The following is a 16,628-nucleotide window of genomic DNA, read 5'->3' as shown; positions in this document are numbered from 1 at the left end:
TGTCGATACGGCCCCGCGCCCCCGACCGGGGCGCTGGTCCTCCCCCTGGTTTGAGGCCGCTGTCAGTGGCGCAGTGCACTATCGAAACCGGGAGGTGGAGCAGGTGCGGGAGATCGCCTACGACTGCGACGTGCTGGTGATCGGTGGTGGGATCGTCGGCCTGTCGACGGCGTACGCGATCACGCGTGCCGCGCCGGGCACGCGGGTGACCGTCCTGGAGAAGGAGCAGGGCCCGGCCCGCCACCAGACGGGGCGCAACAGCGGGGTCATCCACAGCGGGATCTACTACCGCCCCGGCTCCCTGAAGGCGCGGTACGCGGTCGAGGGCGCCGCCGAGATGGTGAAGTTCTGCGCGGAGTACGGCATCGCGCACGCCGTCACCGGCAAACTGATCGTCGCGACGGACCGGGACGAGCTGCCGCGCCTGCACGCACTCGTCCAGCGCGGCAGGGAGAACGGCATTCCGGTACGGGAGCTGGGCCCGGCCCAGATGACGGAGTACGAGCCGGAGGTGCGCGGGCTCGCGGCCATCCACGTGGGCACCACCGGGATCTGCGACTTCGTCGCGGTCGCCCGGCAGCTCGGGCAGGCCTCGGGGGCGGAGATCCGGTACGGGGCGGAGGTGGTCCGGATCGACCGGCGCGCCTCGCTGGGGGTCGCGGTGCGCACGGGTGACGGGACGGTGCTCCGCGCGCGCGTGCTGGTCAACTGTGCCGGGCTGCACTGCGACGAGGTGGCCCGGATGACCGGGGACGACCCGGGGGTGCGGATCGTGCCGTTCCGGGGCGAGTACTACGCGCTGCGGCGGCCGGAGCTGGTGCGGGGACTGGTGTATCCGGTGCCGGATCCGGCGTTCCCGTTCCTCGGGGTGCACCTGACCCGGGGAATCGACTCAGAGGTGCACATCGGGCCGAACGCGGTGCCGGCGCTGGCCCGCGAGGGGTACGGCTGGGGGGTCGTACGGCCTCGGGAGCTGGGCGCGACGGTGGCGTGGCCGGGCTCGTGGCGGATCGCGCGGCGCCACTGGCGGTACGGGGCGGGGGAGCTGCGGCGGTCGGTGTCCAAGGGGGCGTTCACCGAGGCCGTGCGGAGGTTGCTGCCCGCGGTGCGGGAGGACGACCTCGTGCGGGCCCCTTCCGGGGTGCGGGCGCAGGCGGTGTTGCGGGACGGGACGCTGGTGGACGACTTCCTGATCCGGGAGGGGGCGCGGGCGGTGCACGTCCTCAACGCGCCGTCCCCCGCGGCCACCGCTTCGCTGCCCATCGGGCGCGAGGTGGCGCGGAGGGTGCTGGGTGTGCTGGGGCGGGGATGAGCGGCGCAGGAGGCCCGACCGCCCGCGGTCCCGCAGGCCCTAAAATTGGTCCCACTGTGTCTGACTCCCTCGACTTCGTCCCCGAAGAATCCCAGGCCACCCCCGGTGGTGGAAGCCGCCGCCCCCGGGCCAAGGGGGAGCCGCGGTTCCCCGACGGGCCCAAGGCCGATCCCGCCGGGTCGCACTTCGAGCGGCGGATCCGGAGCTTCCAGCCGCGGCGCAGCCGGGTGACGGCCGGGCAGGCGGACGCGTTGCAGCGGCTGTGGCCCAAGTGGGGGCTGGACATCGACGGGCAGCGGGTCGTCGACCTCGCCGAGCTGTTCGGCAACGCCCGTCCCGTCGTGCTGGAGATCGGGTTCGGCATGGGTGAGGCCACCGCGCAGATGGCCGCCGCCGACCCGGACACCAACATCCTCGCGGTCGACGTGCACACCCCCGGCCAGGGCAACCTGCTCGCGCTCGCCGACCGGGAAGGGCTGGCCAACGTCCGCGTCGGCAACGGCGACGCGATCATCCTGCTCCGGGAGATGCTCGCCCCCGACTCCCTCGACGGGCTGCGCGTCTACTTCCCCGACCCCTGGCCCAAGAAGCGCCACCACAAGCGGCGGCTCATCCAGCCCGAGTTCCTCACGCTCGCCGCGAGCCGCCTCAAGCCGGGCGCGCTGGTGCACTGCGCCACGGACTGGGAGCCATACGCCGAACAGATGCTCGAGGTTTTCACCGCGCACCCGGCGTTCGAGAACACCCGGCCCGACGGCGGGTACGCGCCCCGCCCCGCCTTCCGGCCGCTGACCCGTTTCGAGGGCCAGGGACTGGACAAGGGGCATGTCGTGAACGACCTGCTCTTCCGGCGCGTACAGCACCGCGATCACCCCTCCGCCGAGGGCTGAGCGTCCCGCGGGCCCGTCGGACACCGTCGCGGGCGGCGCCCCTGTCTCGTTAGGGTCGATGCCGTGGCCACCTTTCCCTCGTACCCGACTCACCCGGGCGGCAACGCCGCCGGCGGCTCGCTCGGGCACCCGCACTGGTGGCAGCGGCGGTGGGTGCGTTACGGGGCGCTGATCACGCTTCTCGCGCTGTCCGGGCTCGTCATCCTGGCCCTCGTGCGGCAGCAGACCGGTACCGAGGGCTTTCTGGTCGGGCTGGGCCTCGCGGTGCTGCCCGTGCCGCTGCTCATCGCGGCGTTCCGCTGGCTGGACCGGGTGGCGCCCGGACCCTGGCGGAACCTGATCTTCGCCTTCGCCTGGGGCGCGTGCGCCGCGGCGCTCATCGCGATCGTCGCCAACAGTTTCGCCACCCGGTGGATAGCCACCGCGACCGCCGACCCGCACAGCGCCGACACGCTCGGGGCGACCCTGATAGCGCCGATCGTCGAGGAGTCCGCGAAGGCCGCGGCCGTCCTGCTGGTGTTCCTCTTCCGCAGACGGGACTTCACCGGGATCGTGGACGGGGTGGTGGTGGCCGGCGTCACCGCCACCGGCTTCGCCTTCACCGAGAACATCCTGTATCTGGGCACGGCCTTCGGCACCGACCAGATGAGCGGGGGAAGCGGGCTGGCGTCCGTCACGGCCGCGACCTTCTTCGTCCGCGTGGTGATGTCGCCCTTCGCGCACCCGCTGTTCACCGTGCTCACCGGCATCGGCTTCGGGATCGCCGCGCTGTCCGCGGAGCGCCAGCGGGTCCGGCGGGTGCTGGCGCCGCTCGGCGGGCTGCTGCTCGCGATGGGCATGCACTCCATGTGGAACGGGTCGTCCACGTTCGGCCAGTACGGGTTCTTCGCGGTCTACGCGTCGTTCATGGTGCCCGCGTTCGGGCTGCTGACCTGGCTGGTCATCTGGACGCGCCAGCGGGAGCTGCGGACGGTGCGGGAGGAACTGCCCGCGTACGCGGTCGCCGGGTGGATGGGGCCGGTGGAGCCGTTCGTGCTCGGTTCGATGCGGGCGCGGAGGCTGGCACGGGAGCACGCGAGGCAGCACCTGGGGAAGGCCGCGGCGCGGTCGGTGGCGCAGTACGAGGCGTACGCGACGTCGCTGGCGTTCCTGCGCCACCGGGGGCGCCGGGGGCGGGCGGGCGCCGATTTCGCCGTACGCGAGGGGGAGTTGCTGACCGAGCTGTGGGCCCGCCGGGAGGTGGCGCGGCCGGCGCTGGAGTATGCGGCACGGACGACGATGCCGGTGGCTCCGCCGGTGTGGCCCGGATACGGGAACGTGCCCCACCAGAGGGCCCCGCACTACGGCCCGGCGGCCCCGTACTACGGCCCGACTGCCCCGCACTACGGCCCGACCGCGCAGCACTACGGCCCGACCGCCCCGCACTACGGCCCGGCGGCGCCGTATCCGGAGTACAACCCGTATCGCTCCTAGGAGTTGCGGCCGGTGCCGCACCGCCGGATCTCGCCGGCCGGCCGGTCTCCGTGCGCAGCGGGACGGAGACGGCCGGCGGTCTGCCCCGCTACGCCGACGCCTGCGTCAGCTTGGCCACGTCCTCGTCCGTCAGCGTCAGGTCCGCCACGGCCAGCAGCGCCGGAAGCTGCTCCACCGTCCGCGCCGAGGCGATGGGGGCCGTGACCGTCGGCTGGGCCGCCAGCCAGGCGAGCGCCACCGTCGGGATCTCGGCGCCCCGGGCCTCGGCGACCTCGTCCAGGGCCGTCAGGACCCGCTGCCCGCGCTCGGTCGCCAGGTGCTTGGCCGCGCCCTGGGCACGCGCCGACTCCACCGTCGTACCCGGCCGGTACTTGCCGGTCAGGAAGCCGGAGGCGAGCGCGTAGTACGGGACCGCCGAGAGCCCCGCGCGGGAGGCGACATCCTGCAGCGCGCCCTCGTAGGTGTCGCGCGAGACCAGGTTGTAGTGCGGCTGCAGCGCCACGTACCGCGCCAGGTTCTCGCGGTCGGAGAAGTCCAGGGACTCCTGCAGCCGCTCGGCGGAGATGTTGGAGGCGGCGATGGCGCGCACCTTGCCCGCCTTCACCAGCTCGTCCAGCGCGCCGATGATCTCCTCGACCGGCACCTCCGGCTTGTCGTAGTGCGTGTAGTAGAGATCGATGTAGTCGGTGTCCAGGCGGCGCAGGGACGCGTCGGCCGCGGCCTTGATGTTGGCGGCGGTCAGGCCCTGGTAGTCGGGGTGCTGGCTGACCTTGGTCGCGATGACCACGTCGGAGCGGTTGCCGCGCGCCTTGACCCACTTGCCGATGATGGTCTCCGACTCGCCGCCCTTGTTGCCCGGCGCCCAGGCCGAGTAGACGTCGGCGGTGTCGATGAAGTTGCCGCCCGCCCGGGCGTAGGCGTCGAGGACGGCGAAGGACTGCGTCTCGTCGGCGGTCCAGCCGAAGACGTTGCCGCCGAGCGACAGCGGGAAGACCTCGAGATCGGACGAACCCAGCTTGCGAAGAGAAGTCATGCTCTACGCCAACGCCCGGACGGGACGGGCGTCTTCCGCGAAGCCCGCAAAGATCCTGTAAACGGGCGCGCCTTGGGGCGTCAGGGGTTGATCCCCTTGCTCTGCAGCCACGCCATCGGGTCGATCGCGGCGCCGCCGTTCGGGTGGACCTCCAGGTGCAGGTGCGGTCCGGTGACGTTGCCGGTCGCGCCCACGCGGCCGATGACGTCGCCCGTGCTGACCTTCTGCCCGACCGTGACGCTGATCGACGACTGGTGGCAGAACCACAGCTCGGTGCCGTCGTCGAGGGTGAGGATCGTGCGGTAGCCGTACGCGCCGGCCCAGCCCGCCTCCGTGATCGTGCCGCTGTGGATGGCCTTGATGAGCGTGCCGGTGGGCGCGGCGAAGTCCAGGCCGGTGTGGTAGCCGGAGGACCACATGCCCCCGGCGTCACCGAAGCGGGAGGTCAGGGTGTAGGACGAGGTCGGCAGCGAGTACTGCTGGGCGAGTTTCGCCAGCCGCGCGGCCTCCTCCGCCTTCTTCTGCTGGGCGGCGGCCTTGGCCCGCGCGTCGTCCTGCGCCTTGGCCGCCGCGGCGGCGGCCTTCTTCACGGCGGCGTCCTCGGCGGCCTGCGCGGCCGCCCGCGCCATCCGGTCCTGCTGGGACTCGGCCTGCTGCATGATCCGGGCGCGCAGCGCCTCGCCCGCGTTCTTCGCACCGGCGGTGTCGGTGGCGTCGGTCCGGCCTACGGTGCTGAGCGCGGTGGCCGAGCTCTTGGGGGCGCCGGAGTCCTCGCCGATGAGCGCCTTGGCGGAGTCCGTGACCGAGGAGAGGTCCGGCAGGGATATGGACACCGGCGGCTTGCCGGACTGCGCGGTGGCCATGCCGCCCGCGCCGACGGCCGCGATCACGCCGACGCCCAGAACGGTGGAGCTGCGGGCGAGCCCGCCCCCGCGCTGCTTGGCGACGCGGTGCCGGCCGCGGACGGGACGGACGGAGTCCTCGGTGGGATTCCACTCCTCCCAGGGGCCCTCGTCGAGGCCGGGGGCGACGTCGAGCGTCTGGGTGCCGTTCGGGGCGAACGAGGTGCTCTGGGCAGGCCGGTTGAACGCCACGTGGGCGCACTCCTTTCCTTCCGTCTCGCCTACCGGGTTAGCTGACGGGTTCGGAGCAGGAAGGTCTCCTACGCGCGTATACCGGCCGTGCGAACACGGCGATATCCGCTCGATTCACCCCAAGGTGGTGGTTCCCCGGCTCCCTCGCGGGATTCGGCAGGCGCGCACGGAGCCGTCTCTGGTGACGGCTGGGACGACCGCGCTGCGTTATCGAACGTTAATAGACGCGGGGCCTGTATTCCAAGCTGTTCGGACAGATCCGTTCAAGCCGCTGGCCAGGACTTTCACGGCCTGAAGGGAGAAAAAGGGGCGAGTCGCCCCGGCCTCAGAGACCTCACCGGTATTGACAGTATGTCAGTTGTTATGCGCAGGGGCATCACTCACTCACCGTCTGTGAGCGCGCCCGGAGGCGGGCGCGCCTGCGCACGGCCAGCAGGGCCATGTCGTCCGTGCCGCGGCCGCCGGTGTGCCGGGCGACCTCCCGGGTGACGGTGCTCAGCAGGGCGCCCGGGCCGGGGAAGACCCGCCCGGCGAGCCGGACGGCGGGGTCGTAGAACCGGCCGTGGGCGTCCCGTGCCTCCGAGACTCCGTCGGTGTAGAAGAGCAGCGTCGAGCCGGGCGGGAAGTCCCACTCCTCCGCCCGGTCGGGCCAGACGCCTAGGTCGCCCATGCCGAGCGGCAGCGCGGCCTCGGTGCCCTGCAACTCGCGCAGAGAGCCGTCCGGGTGCAGGAGCAGCGGAGCGGGGTGGCCGCGGTTGACGATGCGGACGACTCCGGAACCGTGCGGGATCTCGGCGAGCACCGCGGTGGTGAACCCCTCGGACGCGTCGGGCCCCTCGCGTCCGGCGCGGTCACGCGACAGCGCCCGCTCCAGGCGCCGGGCGACGGCCTCGAGCGTCGGCTCCTGCTCGGCGGCCTCCCGGAAGGCGCCGATCAGGACGGCCACGGCGGTCACGGCGCCCATGCCCTTGCCGCGCACGTCGCCGACGACGAGCCGTACGCCGTGCGGGGAGTCCTGGACGGTGTACAGGTCACCGCCGATGAACGCGTCGGCCTGGGCGGCCTCGTAGCGGGCGGCGATGTCCAGCCCGGCGATCCGGGCGGCGGGCTCGGGCAGCACCGCGCGCTGCGCGGCCTCGGCGATCTGCCGGGCGGAGGCGAGGCGGGCGACGTTGCGGCGGACCAGCACGTTGATGAGGACGGCGAGGGCGGCGACGGTGACGACGGTGGCCACCTCGGTGATCTCGCCCGCCCGTCCGAGCACGCCGAGCCCGAGACGGACCCCGACGACCACCACGACGGCCGTCACGCCGGTGAGGACGGTGCCCCGCAGCGGGAACAGGGGCGCGGCGACGAGCGGCGCGGCGGTGAAGAGGGGGCCGGCCGTGTAGTCGGAGGGAGCGAAGAGGTCGAAGCAGACCCCCGCGACGATCAGCAGTCCGGGCAGGGCGCGCAGGAACGCCCGCGCGTACGAGATCCGCCGCTCCCGGGCCTCGGCCTCCGCGTCTCCCTCTCCGTACGCCGACACCGGGACTGTTCCGGGGACGGGCGTGGGGGTGGGGAGGGGGGTGGCGGAGGCCCCGGGCGGGCCGGGGAGCCCGGAGTCGCCGGGGACTCCCGGGTCCTCAGGGACTCCGGGGTCCTCACGGACTCTGGAGGCGCCGGGGTGGCCGGACGCGCCGACGAGTCGGCCGCGTCGCTGGTCGGTGCGGCCGGGGAGGCGCCCGCCCCGCCGGTCGTCGCGGTCGAAGAGGCGTCGGACCGGCGGGTCGCGGTCCTCGGTCCCCCGCTCACACGACTCATGGGCCCCACGGGGCCATTGGGACACCTGGGACTGGGACATCTGGGACTGGGACACCTGGGACTGCTGACATTTCCGGGGCCCTTGGGACCGCTGGGACCCCTGGGATCCGTGCGACTCCTCGTCGTCAGGATCGTCCCGCTCCCATGACCACCGCTCGCCTGCTTGCTGCGCCACCCGTCCAGGCTTCCCGGAAGGGCGGCGGGGGGCGACCGCTGTGGGCCGGGCGGAGTAGCCGCCGCAGGGTGAAGGAGGGGGCCGGGGAAACACCGAGGGGCCGGGACGCACCGAGGGCCGGAGCCCTTTCGGACTCCGGCCCTCGGCCTTCAGTAGCGGGGACAGGATTTGAACCTGCGACCTCTGGGTTATGAGCCCAGCGAGCTACCGAGCTGCTCCACCCCGCGTCGGTGATTCCAGTGTACGCCATGCGCGCGACAGGTTGCGCACGCATTCCACCCCCACGGCGTCCCACCAGCGGAATCCGGCCCGACGCGAGGCCGCCCGGCCCCGGTTCTACGCCGTCAGGAACGGGCGCCCGGGGGCAGCAGATGGGCGTTCGGGGCCTTGGCGCGGTCCTCGAACTCCGGCAGCAGCACCACGTCCACGCCCGCCGCCGCCAGCACCGCGTTCCCGTCCGCGGACGCGACGAACGTGTCCGGTTCCCGCCAGGCCGTCACCACCCGTCGTACCCCCGCCTCGGCGATCAGCCGGGCGCAGGGCGCGGGCCGGGAGGCGCGGCGGGCGCACGGTTCGAGGCTGCTGTACACCGTCGCCGAGGCCAGCCGCGGATCAGCGGCATCCAGCTTCGCCAGCGCCGCCTCCTCGGCGTGGACCACGGGATCGCCGCCCTCCCGTGAGTGGCCCCGTGCCAGTTCCGTGCCGTCGGCCGCGACGACCACCGCGCCGACGCTGAAGGCGGTCCGGGACGGCGGGCACTGTGCCGCCAGCTCGCAGGCCACCTCCAGCCACCGCCGGTCCGCGGCCGAGGCGAGCGCCCCGGTGCCGGGCGCGGTGGGCGCGTACCGCATCAGCACGACGTCCCCGACCGCGCGCGTCTCCACCAGCCGCATCCGCCCGGGCGGGTACGCGCCGTGCCCGAACATCCGCGGGGCTTCCGGCTCCCCGACGAACAGCGGCGCCACCACGAGCTGCACCTCGTCCGCGAGTCCCTGCTGGAGCAGTCGCGTGTGCACGCTGCCGCCGCCCTCGACCATCAGCCGCCGTACGCCCTTGACGTCCCCGAGGTGATCGAGCACGGCCCGCCACTCCACCTCAGGGCCGAGCGGGACCACCTCCACCTCCGCCGGCAGCAGACCGCGCAGCCGCCGGGCGCCCTTGTTCGTCGTGTAGACGGTCTTCGCGCCGCCCGTGTGCCAGAAGCGGGCCTCGGGATCCAGGTCCCCGGACGCGCTCACCGTGACCTTCAGCGGATACTCCGGCAGCCCGGCGGCGAGCCGGGCCGCCCGGCGCTCGGCCGAGTAGACCAGTAGCCGGGGGTTGTCGGTGCGCAGCGTGCCCGCGCCGATGAGGATGGCGTCGCTGCCCGCCCGCACCTCGTCGACCCGGTCGAAGTCCTCCGGACCGGACAGCAGCAGCCGCTCGGGCCCGGTGTCGTCCAGGAAGCCGTCGAGCGAGACGGCGGCGGACAACAGGACGTAGGGGTGGGCCATGGCGGCGCTCCTGGGGTCGGGATCATCCGGTGCACGGGACGGGCTCGGTTCAGCCTGGTTCAGCTTGGTTCAACTTTTAAACAATAACTACACTGCCAGTATGACGACCCGCTGGCTCACCCCCGAGGAAATGCGCGCCTGGCGCTCGTACCTGGCCGCGTCGTGGCTCCTGGAGGACGCGATCGACCGGCAGCTCCAGCAGGACGCCGGCATGCCGCACCTGTACTACTCGGTCCTGGCGAACCTCTCCGAGGCGCCCGGGCACCGTATGCGCATGACCGATCTCGCCGAGGCGCTGAAGATCACGCGCAGCCGGCTGACGTACGTGGTCACCCGGCTGGAGAAGGACGGCACGGTCCACCGGGAGGGGTGCCCGACCGACAAGCGCGGCAGCGTGGCGGTCCTGACGGAGGCCGGGAGGGCGCTTTTGGAGCGTACGGCGCCGGGGCACGTCGAGACGGTCCGATCGGCCGTCTTCGACCACCTCACCGAGGAGCAGGTGGCCCAGCTCGAGGAGATCTGCGCCCGGATCACGGAAGCGCTCCAGGCGGGTGAGGAGCGGTCGGCGTGCGCCGAGCTGCCGTGGCGGCGGCGTTCGTCCACGACGTGAGCCGAGCAACCCAGCGGCGTTCGTCCACCGCGTGAGCCGAGCAACCCAGCGGCGTTCGCCCCCGGCGTGAGCCGAGTAACCCAGGCAACACGGGAAAAGAGTTGCTTGAAGTTTAAAGCAGGGCTAGAGTCTCGGCCGAGGTTGTGCTTCAAATCTGAAGCATGGGGCGCATCCTCCGCACCCGCCATCGTCGGCCCGGAGAAAGACGACAGCCATGCGCGACGCACACGAGACCATCCCTTCCCGCGACACCGGCGACCCGGCCGACCCGCACACAGCGGACCCGTCCGCGGCCGCCCTGGCCACTCCCCTTTCCGCAACCCCCCTGCCCGCCACCGGCATTCCCGGCACCGAGCTGCCCGCCACCGGCCTCCCCGCCGCCACGGTCCGCACCCGCGTGACGGTCCCCCTCCGCTTCGGCGACGGCTACACCGTCACCGCCGACCTGGTCACCTTCCACGGCCTGACCGACGGCCAGGAGCACGTGGCCGTGATCCTCGGCGAACCCGCCGCCGGCCGGCCGCCGCTGGTGCGGCTGCACTCCGAGTGCCTGACCGGCGACGTCTTCGGCTCGGCCCGCTGCGACTGCGGCCCCCAGCTCCGCGAGGCGGTGGAACGCATCGCCGAACACGGCGGCGTCCTGCTCTACCTGCGCCAGGAGGGCCGCGGCATCGGCCTCTACAACAAGCTCGACGCCTACGCCCTCCAGGACCAGGGCCTGGACACCTACGAGGCGAACGCCGCGCTCGGCCTGCCGGAGGACGCCCGCGACTACACGGCCGCCGCGCAGATGCTCCGCGCGCTGGGCATCGACGCCCTGGACCTGCTCTCCAACAACCCCGACAAGGCCCGCCAGCTCCGCGACCTCGGCCTCACGGTCACCCACCGCGTCCCCACCGGCGTCTTCACCACCGCCCAGAACGTGCGCTATCTGCGCGCCAAGGTGGTCCACACCCAGCACACCCTGCCGCTGACGGAACTGACGGCGGGATGAACAGCAGGGAGATTCCCACGCTGGGATTCCCACTGGGGTTCCCACGCTGGGGTTCTCGCTGAGATTTTTGGCGCCGAGTTTCCTGCGCTGAGATCCAGGCGCGTGCCCGCGCCGTCGCCGAGCAGCACAAACGCGTAAATCCGGCCGGAGCACTACACTGGCCGCCACATTGACACACGCGACTCAAGGAGACAAAGGACCGTGACGGCCATCGTCGACGAGCTCAAGTGGCGCGGGCTGATCGCCCAGGCCACTGACGAGGACGCTTTGCGCAAGGCTCTCGCGGATGGACCCGTCACGTTCTATTGCGGCTTCGACCCGACCGCGGCCAGCCTGCACGTCGGCCACCTGGTGCAGGTGCTCACCCTGCGCCGGCTCCAGCAGGCGGGGCACCGCCCCCTGGCGCTCGTCGGCGGCGCGACCGGCCACATCGGCGACCCGCGGCCGACCGCCGAGCGCACCCTGAACGACCCGGAGACCATCGCCCAGTGGGTGACCCGGCTGCGCGCGCAGATCGAGCCGTACCTCTCCTTCGAGGGCGACAACGCGGCGACCATGGTCAACAACCTGGACTGGACCGCGGGCCTGTCCGTGATCGAGTTCCTGCGGAACATCGGCAAGCACTTCCGGGTGAACAAGATGCTCACGAAGGACTCGGTCGCCCAGCGCCTGGCGTCCGAGCAGGGCATCAGCTTCACGGAGTTCAGCTACCAGCTCCTTCAGGCGATGGACTTCCTGGAGCTGTACCGGCGGTACGGCTGCACCCTCCAGACGGGCGGCAGCGATCAGTGGGGGAACCTCACGGCCGGTCTCGATCTGATCCACCGCCTGGAACCGCAGGCCGAGGTGCACGCGCTCGCCACGCCGCTGATGACGAAGGCGGACGGCACCAAGTTCGGCAAGACGGAGACCGGCACGCTCTGGCTCGACCCGGAGATGACCACGCCGTACGCGTTCTACCAGTTCTGGCTGAACACGGATGACCGGGACATCTCGCGGTACATGCGCATCCTGTCCTTCAAGTCCCGCGAGGAGCTTGAGGAGTTGGAGAAGGTCACCGCGGAGCGACCGCAGGCCCGTACCGCGCAGCGCGCGCTCGCCGAGGAGCTGACCACGCTGGTTCACGGCGCCGACCAGTGCGCTGCGGTGATCGCCGCGTCGAAGGCGCTGTTCGGGCAGGGTGAACTCGCCGAACTCGACGAGGCGACGCTGGCGGCCGCGGTCTCCGAGCTCCCGAGCGCCGAGGTGAGCGAGCTCGGCCAGGTCACCGATCTCTTCGCGGAGGTCGGCCTGGTGGCGAGCAAGTCGGCCGCCCGCCGCACCGTGAAGGAGGGCGGCGCCTACGTGAACAACGTCAAGGTGACCGCCGAGGACGCGGTGGTCACGGCCGACCAGCTCCTGCACGGTCGCTGGCTGGTGCTGCGCCGGGGCAAGAAGAACCTGGCGGTGATCGAGGTCAACGGAGTCTGACGCAGGCTCGGGAGACCGGAGCTCAGCCGTGGGCGGGGGCGTGGTCCCCGCCCACGAAGCCGAGCCGCGGCAACCGGGAGGCGGGCAAGCCGGTCGCCGTCGGCCCCCGGACGGCCGGATCACGTCCCTGAGGCTCACCGCACGGCGCGCCGGGCCGTCCTGGTGGACCACAGCAGGGCGGTCAGGCTCGCGATGTGCACCGGGGTGAGAGCGCGGAGGACGCCACGCCTGGGGCCGACGAGGGCGAGCACCGTTCCGGTGGCGGACCCCGCCAGCGCCAACCGGACACAGCGCCGGGAGACCGTGCGGGCCGCGGTCACCGCACGCAGGATGCGCCACGCGTCCCGCAGGCCGTCCGCGCACACCAGGTCCGCCGACCAGGACGCCTCGACGCCCGGTGCGTCGGGCACCGCCACCGCGATGTCCGCGGCGGCCAGCGCCTCCGCGTCCCTGCCGGAGATCACCAGGACGCCCTCACCGTGGTTCCGCAGTGTGCACACCCGCTCGGCCAGGGTTTGCCTCCGGTCGACGATCTCGTCCGCGGGGCACAGGAGTTCACGGATCCGCTCGTCCTCGGTGAGCACCACGCGCGCCCCGGTGGCGCGTGCGGCGGCCAGCACCGGCCCGGCGGGCGGAGCCGGCCGGCCGTCCTCCGTCACCAGCACCGCCGAGTCGACGACCACGGCGGAGACCACGTCGAGCAGCCGGAGCGCCGACGGATCGAGGGAGACCACGCCACGCCGCGCCAGCTCACGTCCGACCGTGGCCGCGAAGCCCTCCCGCCCGTAACGGGCGGCCCGCGGGACCGCGGCGAGCAACGCGTCCGCCGCCCGGCTGGTACTGCCCCTGAGCGCGAACACGGCCGCGGCGGTGAGCGGGGCGAACGGCGCCAGCCGCGCCTCCCACCGCTCGACGGGACCGGGCGGCCGGGCCCTGCCGCGCAGATGCCGCGCCGGCCGGGTGTGCGGGACGCAGGCCGGGCCCGGGCACAGCTCCCTCTCGCGCCGCTCCCATGCCCGGCGCCGGGCGCGAATCTCGCGGAGCAGCAGCATCCGGTTCGCCGCATCGACGGCGGGCATGCCGACACCGCCGTACAGCCCGCCCACGACGGCGCCCGCCAGGGACAGCAGCAGATCGGTCTCCAGCGGCCCGATGCGGCGCACCAACGGCCTGCGCAGGCCGCGCTCCAGCTCCAGCGCCGCCAACGCCACGGGCACCACCCGGGGCAGCGACGGCAGCCGGAAGGCCCGCTGCACGGCCCCGGCGGCCACCGCCGCGCAGTCGACCAGCAACTCGGCCGTCACCGCCGCGGCCGGCGCCTCGTCGCCCGGGGTCACCGGCTGCGCCCAGGGGAAGTCCGCGTCCCGCACGCCCTGGGCCCGCTCCACCGCCCTGACCGTGTTCAGAAGCCGGTCGACGCCGACGCTGCGCTCGTCGAACGACAGCAGTACCTGGCCGGTCACCGCGTTGACCTCGGCCCACCGCACGCCGTTCAGCCCGCGCAGCGCCCTGGTCACCCCGCCGGCCAGCCGCTCCCTCGTGCGGCCGCCGCGATCCAGCCCGCGCACCTCGATGTGCGCACGTCCGTGCGAGGCCCACACATGGCGGGTGTGCCGCCGCGGGTGGAGGTCGACCAGAACACGCCCCATCCGCGCGGCCCGCCCGGGCACCCCCGCGGCCGCGGAGACCCCGTGCCGGACGGCCGCCACCGCCACCCGCCCGCCGCCCTCGGCGGCCCGCAGCCCTGTCCTGGCCGCCACCGGCGCCACGCGCCCGGCGGTACGGACGCCCGCCCCGCCGAGGGCCCACGCCCCGCCGACCCCGGCACGGGTCACGGCCGCCAGAGACGACACCACACTTCCGGCCACCACGGCCGGGTACCCGCACGACTCATTCCCTAATGCCGCTCGCGGCGGCTTCCGGGATTCCCGGGATTCCGCGCGCGCTCGTCCGCGGCGGCCCCGCTCGCCGCCCGTGCGGCCCTGCTTCTCCCCCGTGGCGGCTCTACTCGTCGTCCGCGGCGGCGGTCATCTCCACTTCCGTCACGCCGTCGCTCTCGAACAGCTCGGACGTCAGCCGTCCGGTGTCGGCCGTGCCCTCCAGCTCGAGCAGGACGCGCGCGGCCGGGTCGGTGCCGCCGGGCAGCCGGTCGACCTTGACCTGGAGGATCCGGAAACCGCGCCGGGTGCAGATCTCCATCAGCCGGGGCAGCAGGGCCGTGCCCGTGCGGTAGGTCATGCGCAACTCGAAGACGGAGGGAGCCCGGTCGGGCACGAGGCGCGCGGTGAGCAGGGGGTAGCCCCGCACGACGAGGAAGTGCAGGGCCGTGACCGCCATGGCGAGGATCGGCAGGCCGCCGCCGCAGGCCATGCCCACCGCGCAGGTGAGCCAGATCGTCGCCGCGGTGGTCAGACCGCGGACGGCGTCCCGGCGTACGAAGATGAGTCCGCCGCCGATGAAGCCGATGCCGGACACGATCTGGGCGGCCACCCGGGACGGGTCGAAGGAGACGTTGTCCAGCCCCAGCACGTTGGTGAAGCCGTGCTGGGAGACCTCCATCATCAGCGCGCTGCCGATGCCGACCAGGGTGTGGGTCCGCAGGCCCGCACTCTTCTGCTGCGCCGCCCGCTCCCAGCCGATCAGAGTGGACAGCAGCAGGGCGACACCGAGTTCGGCCAACTGCCGCAGCCCCTGCCCATTGCCCACGTCCCACAGGGGAACCGCCAGCTCGGACATGCGCACCTCCCCTCCGGTCCCACGGATACCCCGGTCACGGCGGCCATGCCTGTGAACCGGGGCACGTGCAGAGACGGAAGGCCCGTGCGCCGGGCGGGTCGGTGCGCAACTCCACCCGGCGCTGGAACGGCCCGCGGGAACTCATCCGCGCGCCCGTTGAACCTCCTCGCCGCGCGCGACGTACCAGTCACCGTGGGTGGCGCCGTGTTCGCACACGGCGCCGGGAGAAAGGGCCGAACGATCACACTGGAATCGAGCCACCCGGTCGGCGCTCTCGACTCACCCGTCCCGGTCCGGGAACCCGTCCCGGTCCGGCAAGCGGACGGGACGGGGGAGCAGCGCGGTCGCCGCCACGTGCCGGGCCTCGACGGACTCCGCGGCCTGGCGGCCCTGTACGTGCTCCTGTTCCACTGCTGGCTCCTGACCTTCCCGGGCTTCCCCCGCAACTCGGGTCCCTCCTGGCTGGGCTGGCTGATGTACGGGCGTCTCGCCGTCGTCTTCTTCCTGGTGCTGTCCGGTTTCTCCCTGGCCCTCTCGCCCGCCGACAACGGCTGGCGGTCGGGCGGCGCCGCTCGTTTCCTGCGCAGACGCGCCTGGCGCATCCTCCCGCCCTACTGGGCGGCACTCGCGTTGAGCCTGGCGGTCGCCTGGTCCGTGGTGCCCGCGTCGCACTTCGGAGCGCCGACCGGCACGTCGGTTCTGGTGTACGGCCTCCTGGCCCAGGACGTGTTCACGGCTCCGACCCCGAACGGCGCCTTCTGGTCCATCGCCGTGGAAGCGGAGCTCTATCTCCTCTTCCCCCTCCTGCTGTTCGTCCGGCGGCGACTGGGCGCGGTGGTCCTGGTCGCCGGAGTGACCCTGCCGGTGGTCGCACGCGGCTTGTCGGCGGCGAACGCGAACCCGGTGGAAGGCGTGAACTGGCTGGCTCCGCACCTGGTCCCCGCGTTCGTCGCCGGCCTGGTCGGTGCCGGAGTGATCGCCGCGCCGGAGAAGGTCCGCCGCCTGCCATGGCAGTGGCTCGCCGCCCTGGCCGTCACGCCGGCTCTGTCCCTGGTCGTCCTCAAGGGGCCGACGTGGGCGGTGGACCACTACTTCTGGGTGGATCTCGCCGTGGTCCCCGCCATGACGATGCTCCTCGCGGCCGTCGCCACCGGCCGGCCCGTCCTCCTCATGCGGCTCCTGGCCACGCGGCCCGTGCGCGGCCTCGGCGACTTCTCGTACAGCCTCTACCTCATTCATCTGCCGATCGTCATGGTCGTCGTCCGGAAGATCGCTCCGCACTGCGTGCCGGCCGGGCTGCCCACATTCGGGTTCACCGTCATGCTGGGACTGCCCGCCTCACTGCTGGGGGCGTGGCTGTTCGCGGAGGTCTTCGAGAAGCCTTTCCGGCGAAACCGATCCTGGAAGTCCCTGCTGTCGAACGGCCGTTCAGGCGAGTGACGCCGGCTCGGCGGGGCCGGGACGAGGGCCTCGATCCGGTGACCCCCGTGTCGACGGGCCGAGGCCGGCATCGTCGCCTCATGAGGAAGGTCTGCCGGGGCAGTG

General features: G+C 72.9%; 13 protein-coding genes, 1 tRNA gene and 1 riboswitch. Of the genes, 7 read left to right on the top strand and 7 right to left on the bottom strand.

Annotation, left to right across the window (positions count from 1 at the left end; genetic code table 11):
- Window positions 1-73 precede the first annotated feature (73 nt).
- From lhgO to ACZ4SW_RS31725, 3 genes are all read left to right on the top strand, one after another.
- On the top strand, window positions 74-1,312 hold the full coding sequence (lhgO, locus tag ACZ4SW_RS31735; protein WP_468252278.1) for an L-2-hydroxyglutarate oxidase: 1,239 nt from the start codon (window positions 74-76) through the stop codon (window positions 1,310-1,312).
- A gap of 56 nt (window positions 1,313-1,368) precedes the next feature.
- On the top strand, window positions 1,369-2,202 hold the full coding sequence (gene trmB / locus ACZ4SW_RS31730) for a tRNA (guanosine(46)-N7)-methyltransferase TrmB (RefSeq protein ID WP_468252276.1): 834 nt from the start codon (window positions 1,369-1,371) through the stop codon (window positions 2,200-2,202).
- Window positions 2,203-2,265: 63 nt separating this feature from the next.
- Window positions 2,266-3,675: a PrsW family intramembrane metalloprotease gene (locus tag ACZ4SW_RS31725; RefSeq protein WP_468252275.1), complete on the top strand. Its 1,410-nt coding sequence runs from the start codon at window positions 2,266-2,268 to the stop codon at window positions 3,673-3,675.
- Between the two features lie 88 nt (window positions 3,676-3,763).
- Here the strand turns inward: ACZ4SW_RS31725 and ACZ4SW_RS31720 are convergent, their stop codons facing one another.
- The 5 genes from ACZ4SW_RS31720 to ACZ4SW_RS31700 form a co-directional block, all read right to left on the bottom strand.
- Window positions 3,764-4,708, bottom strand: coding sequence for an aldo/keto reductase (locus tag ACZ4SW_RS31720; RefSeq protein ID WP_468252274.1), 945 nt, complete (start codon window positions 4,706-4,708; stop codon window positions 3,764-3,766).
- 80 nt (window positions 4,709-4,788) lie between these two features.
- Window positions 4,789-5,802 (bottom strand): M23 family metallopeptidase, encoded by a 1,014-nt coding sequence (locus ACZ4SW_RS31715; RefSeq protein WP_468252272.1) that lies wholly within the window; start codon window positions 5,800-5,802, stop codon window positions 4,789-4,791.
- A gap of 11 nt (window positions 5,803-5,813) precedes the next feature.
- Window positions 5,814-5,971, bottom strand: a riboswitch (cyclic di-AMP (ydaO/yuaA leader).
- A gap of 207 nt (window positions 5,972-6,178) precedes the next feature.
- The gene (locus ACZ4SW_RS31710) at window positions 6,179-7,330 is read right to left on the bottom strand and encodes a PP2C family protein-serine/threonine phosphatase (RefSeq protein ID WP_468252271.1); all 1,152 of its coding nucleotides are present in this window, start codon (window positions 7,328-7,330) and stop codon (window positions 6,179-6,181) included.
- Window positions 7,331-7,933: 603 nt separating this feature from the next.
- Window positions 7,934-8,007, bottom strand: a tRNA-Met gene (locus ACZ4SW_RS31705).
- 117 nt (window positions 8,008-8,124) lie between these two features.
- Entirely contained in the window at window positions 8,125-9,273 is a 1,149-nt protein-coding gene (locus ACZ4SW_RS31700) for a dihydrofolate reductase family protein (RefSeq protein ID WP_468252270.1), read from the bottom strand.
- 100 nt (window positions 9,274-9,373) lie between these two features.
- Between ACZ4SW_RS31700 and ACZ4SW_RS31695 the strand changes: the two genes are divergently transcribed.
- The 3 genes from ACZ4SW_RS31695 (at window position 9,374) to tyrS (ending at window position 12,347) form a co-directional block, all read left to right on the top strand.
- A complete protein-coding gene (locus ACZ4SW_RS31695) occupies window positions 9,374-9,883 on the top strand; it encodes a MarR family winged helix-turn-helix transcriptional regulator (RefSeq protein WP_468252268.1) in 510 nt (169 codons plus the stop codon).
- A gap of 214 nt (window positions 9,884-10,097) precedes the next feature.
- The gene (locus ACZ4SW_RS31690) at window positions 10,098-10,877 is read left to right on the top strand and encodes a GTP cyclohydrolase II (protein ID WP_468252267.1); all 780 of its coding nucleotides are present in this window, start codon (window positions 10,098-10,100) and stop codon (window positions 10,875-10,877) included.
- Between the two features lie 201 nt (window positions 10,878-11,078).
- Window positions 11,079-12,347, top strand: a complete 1,269-nt coding sequence (gene tyrS, locus ACZ4SW_RS31685; protein ID WP_468252266.1) for a tyrosine--tRNA ligase — start codon at window positions 11,079-11,081, stop codon at window positions 12,345-12,347.
- A 134-nt stretch (window positions 12,348-12,481) separates the two neighbouring features.
- On the opposite strand, the gene ACZ4SW_RS31680 is transcribed toward tyrS, so the two are convergent.
- Window positions 12,482-14,182, bottom strand: coding sequence for a heavy-metal-associated domain-containing protein (locus ACZ4SW_RS31680; RefSeq protein WP_468252264.1), 1,701 nt, complete (start codon window positions 14,180-14,182; stop codon window positions 12,482-12,484).
- Window positions 14,183-14,351: 169 nt separating this feature from the next.
- Window positions 14,352-15,083, bottom strand: coding sequence for an MgtC/SapB family protein (locus ACZ4SW_RS31675; RefSeq protein ID WP_468252263.1), 732 nt, complete (start codon window positions 15,081-15,083; stop codon window positions 14,352-14,354).
- A 354-nt stretch (window positions 15,084-15,437) separates the two neighbouring features.
- Between ACZ4SW_RS31675 and ACZ4SW_RS31670 the strand changes: the two genes are divergently transcribed.
- Window positions 15,438-16,523, top strand: a complete 1,086-nt coding sequence (locus ACZ4SW_RS31670) for an acyltransferase family protein (protein ID WP_468252261.1) — start codon at window positions 15,438-15,440, stop codon at window positions 16,521-16,523.
- The last annotated feature ends 105 nt before the right edge of the window (window positions 16,524-16,628 follow it).

This window comes from Streptomyces sp. NPDC028331, assembly GCF_055565775.1.
This window is presented reverse-complemented; position numbering and strand designations above follow the sequence as displayed.